The sequence below is a fragment of the Synechococcus sp. R3-13 genome, assembly GCF_047462195.1.
GTDB lineage: Bacteria > Cyanobacteriota > Cyanobacteriia > Thermostichales > Thermostichaceae > Thermostichus.
In genome coordinates this window covers 1-3,540 of record NZ_JANSIO010000433.1, presented here as the reverse complement: position 1 = coordinate 3,540, position 3,540 = coordinate 1, and the positions used below count along the sequence as shown (strand labels likewise).

Annotated in this window: 4 protein-coding genes; all 4 read right to left on the bottom strand. The window is 61.6% G+C overall.

Features of this window, described 5'->3' with window-relative positions:
- Nucleotides 1–132 precede the first annotated feature (132 nt).
- Entirely contained in the window at nucleotides 133–798 is a 666-nt protein-coding gene (locus NW856_RS12525) for a sigma-70 family RNA polymerase sigma factor (RefSeq protein ID WP_414400538.1), read from the bottom strand.
- An 83-nt stretch (nucleotides 799–881) separates the two neighbouring features.
- Complete coding sequence (locus tag NW856_RS12520; RefSeq protein ID WP_414400537.1) at nucleotides 882–1,499, bottom strand: ABC transporter permease; 618 nt, start codon at nucleotides 1,497–1,499, stop codon at nucleotides 882–884.
- Complete coding sequence (locus NW856_RS12515; protein WP_414400536.1) at nucleotides 1,496–2,464, bottom strand: ABC transporter ATP-binding protein; 969 nt, start codon at nucleotides 2,462–2,464, stop codon at nucleotides 1,496–1,498. The genes NW856_RS12520 and NW856_RS12515 overlap by 4 nt, the downstream gene beginning before the upstream one ends.
- A gap of 26 nt (nucleotides 2,465–2,490) precedes the next feature.
- Nucleotides 2,491–3,390, bottom strand: coding sequence for a glycine betaine ABC transporter substrate-binding protein (locus NW856_RS12510; RefSeq protein WP_414400535.1), 900 nt, complete (start codon nucleotides 3,388–3,390; stop codon nucleotides 2,491–2,493).
- Nucleotides 3,391–3,540 lie beyond the last annotated feature (150 nt).

Sequence of the window (3,540 nt, the reverse complement as noted above, 5' to 3'; positions counted from 1 at the left end):
GCGAAAGGACTCCGTCCCGCTGACGCGATAGGACTCCGTCCCGCTGACGCGATCAGACATGGCCATCCCGACACCAGAACTCAACTCCAAACCTAGGACTCCGTCCCGCTGACGCGAAAGGACGCGGTCCCGCTAACGCGAGCAGAAACCCAGAAGGGCGCGCAGGGATCCCCGCAATTTGCAGAGAGCTTGGCGAGAGCGGGTCTTAACCGTCCCCAACGGGATCCCCAATTGGCGAGCAATGTCCGCCTGGCTCAACCCTTGGTAATAGAGCAACTCCAGGATCTGCCGCTGGCTTTCGGGCAGTTGGCTGAGGGCCGCTTGCACCGCTTGCCGCCGCTCCTCGATGGAAACCTGCTCAAAAGGGAACCGAGTCTTGCTAAAGGACTCCGTTCCGTCAACACGAACGGCGCTGAGAAGGGTTTGCCAGCGTTTCAACAGAAGTTGATGGCTGCCCTGAGAACGCAGACGGTCAATGGCCCGCGAACGGGTCAGCACGCATAAAAAACTGCTCAGGGATCCCCGCCGCTCGCGCGACTCGGACGGAGTCCTTGGATCACAGCCAACCTTGCGCCACAGCTCGACAAACACCTCCTGAGTCAGGTCTTCTGCCTCGGCCACGTGGCCCAGGATCTTGAAGGCCAGCCCATAGACCAAGCCGGCATAGCGATCGTAGAGCGCAGCCAGAGCAGCAGGTTGCCCCGCCTTGAGCGCTTCCATCAGCTCCCAATCGGCGCGGGATGACCAATCTCTCACCCGCTCACGCCAGCGGGACGGAGTCCCTGGTTGCTCACCCATGCTACACCCAGTTTCGCCCCACACAACTAGAGGATAAACCTGCCCGATCGCGCCAGCGGGACGGAGTCCTTAAGTCTACCCCCTCAGCCACGACGGGTCGCCCATTCCAGGCTGAGCAAGGCTGTGTTCACCAGCAAGGCCAGGGATCCCACCGCCAGGGATCCGGCCCAGATCTTGTCGTAGCGACCGGCCTGGGCAATGCCATCGAACAGCAGGGTTCCCAGTCCCCCTGCCCCAAACTTGGCGCCCACGGTGGCAATGGCAATGGCCACAATTGCCGCCAGCCGCAGCCCTGCCAAAACAATGGGCAGCATGAGCGGCACCTGCACCTGCCACCACCGTTGCCAGAGGTTCATCCCCATGCCCTTGGCAGCTTCCAGGATGGCAGGCTCGACCGAGCGCAGGCCCACGCAAAAATGGCGCACCAAGATCACCTGCGTGTAGATCACCATCGCCACCACCACCGAGCGGGCATTGAGGCCAAACCAGGGCACCAACAAAATAATCAAAGCCAGGCTGGGCACTGTGTACAGGATGCTGAGGATCCCCATGACCGGCAGGGCCAACCAGCGCACGTGGTGAACCAGCAGAGCCAGCGGCACCGCCAGCACCACCGCCATGCCCAAGGTCATCCCCACCATCGCCAGATGCTCTTGGGTGAGCTGCCACATCAGGCCGGGGTGGTTGAGGAGATAGCTCACGCGGATCCCCCCTCCAGCATGGCCAAGCTGCGAATGTGATCCAAGGTCAAAACGCCGATGGCCCGCCCGTCCTCCCACACCGTCAGGGCTGCCGCCCCTGTGCGCAACAGCAGGGACAAGGCTTGCCGCAAAGTTGCCTGGGGCCTCACCGTCGCTCCCTCTTGGATTTTGTGGTTGTGCGGGATCCCGGCCATCGCCGTTTCCACCCGCAGCACACTCAACTGCCGTACCATGTCATCTGCCCCCAGCAGTTCCCTGACAAAGGGAGTAGCCGGCTGGGTGAGCAGCCGAAAGGGAGCGTCGAACTGCACCACCCGCCCCTTCTGCATCACCAAAATGCGATCCGCCAGGCGCAGCGCCTCTTCCACATCGTGGGAGACGAACAGGATGGTTTTTTTCAATTGCCGTTGCAGGCGCAGGATCTCCTCTTGCAGCTTGCTGCGGGTAATGGCGTCGATGGCCCCAAAGGGCTCGTCCATCAGCAGCAGCCCTGGATCCCCGGCCAGGGCCCGAGCCAGACCGACCCGCTGTTGTTGTCCGCCCGACAGTTGAGCAGGGTAGCGGTTTCTGTACTCATGGGGGGGCAAATTAACCAAGCTGAGCAGCTCGTCCACCCGCTCGCGGATGCGCTCCTTCGCCCATCCCAAAAGTCGCGGCACCACCGCCACATTCTGGGCCACCGTCATGTGGGGAAACAGCCCCGATTGCTGGATAACATAGCCGATCCGCTGCCGCAGAGCCGTGACGGGAAACTGGCGGATATCCCGCCCGTCCAAGCGAATCTGCCCCTGGGTGGGATCCAGCAAGCGATTCACCATTTTCAGAAGGGTGGTTTTGCCGCAGCCAGAAGGCCCCAGGATGACCACCAACTGGCCCGATTCTATGGAAAAACTGCACTCCTCCACAGCCGGCTGGGAACTGTGGGGAAAGCGCAGCGATACCCGCTCGAACTCGACGGTGCTCACCTCAGGGTCTCATGCAACAGGCAAGGTTATTTCTTGAGAATGCCGGCTTCCACCAAGAAGGCTCTGGCCACCTCCGCCGGCTCCTTGCGGTTGCCGCTCACCTCGTAGTTCAACCGCTGCATCACCTCATCCGTCAGCAGAGGGGAGAGGGCATTCAAAGCAGCGGCAATGCCGGGGTTGGCCTCCAGGGTATCCTTGCGCACCACCGGCGCCACCTGGTAGGGGGGGAAAAGCTGCTTGTCATCCTCCAGCAGCACCAGGTCAAAGGCGGCAATTTCCCCATCGGTGCCAAAGGCCACCGCCACATCCGCTTCCCCATTGACCAAGCCCTGGTAGCGCAGGCCGGGATCCACCGCTTTGTAGGCTTTGAGCCGAAAATTGCCGTAAGCTGCTTGGATCCCGGGTAGTCCATCTTCGCGGGCTTGAAACTCCGGCGGCCCGATCATCACCAGCTCGCCCGCTTTGGCCACCATGTCCGAGATGGTGGCGATGCCCAGCTCAGCCGCTCTAGTTCGGGTCATGGCCAGGGCCTGAGTGTTGTTCATGGGGGCGGGATCCAGCCAAATCAATCGGAACCGGCTCTCGTACTCGCGGGCCACCGTCGCGTACACCTCTGCCGGGTCGCCGCTGGTGGGCAGTTTAAGCACCGTCAGCAGGCCAGTGCCGGTGTACTCGGGGTAGAGATCGATCTCGCCGCTCAACAAGCCCGCATGGGCTACCGGTGTTCCGCCCAGGTTGAGCTTGCGCTCCACCGTGAACCCTGCCGCCTCCAGGGCTAAGGCGTACATTTCCCCCAAAATAAACTGCTCGGTAAAGTCCTTGGAGCCGACGGTAATGGGCTTGGCGAGGCCCCTCTGGGGAGCGAGAACAAGAACCGCCAGCCCCGACAGGGCTAGCAGGGCCAAGCGACGAGTGGTTTTCAGCATAGACAAGGTAAGAAGGGATCCCAAACTCAAGATCAAGGGGCCCTGCCAAGAGAGTTCCGGCCTGGGCCAGGAAGTTTTGGCTGTCAAACCACCATTAAACCATTATTTTCCCTGAGCCTTGACATACTCCCCTGCCTAAAGGCAGGGGAT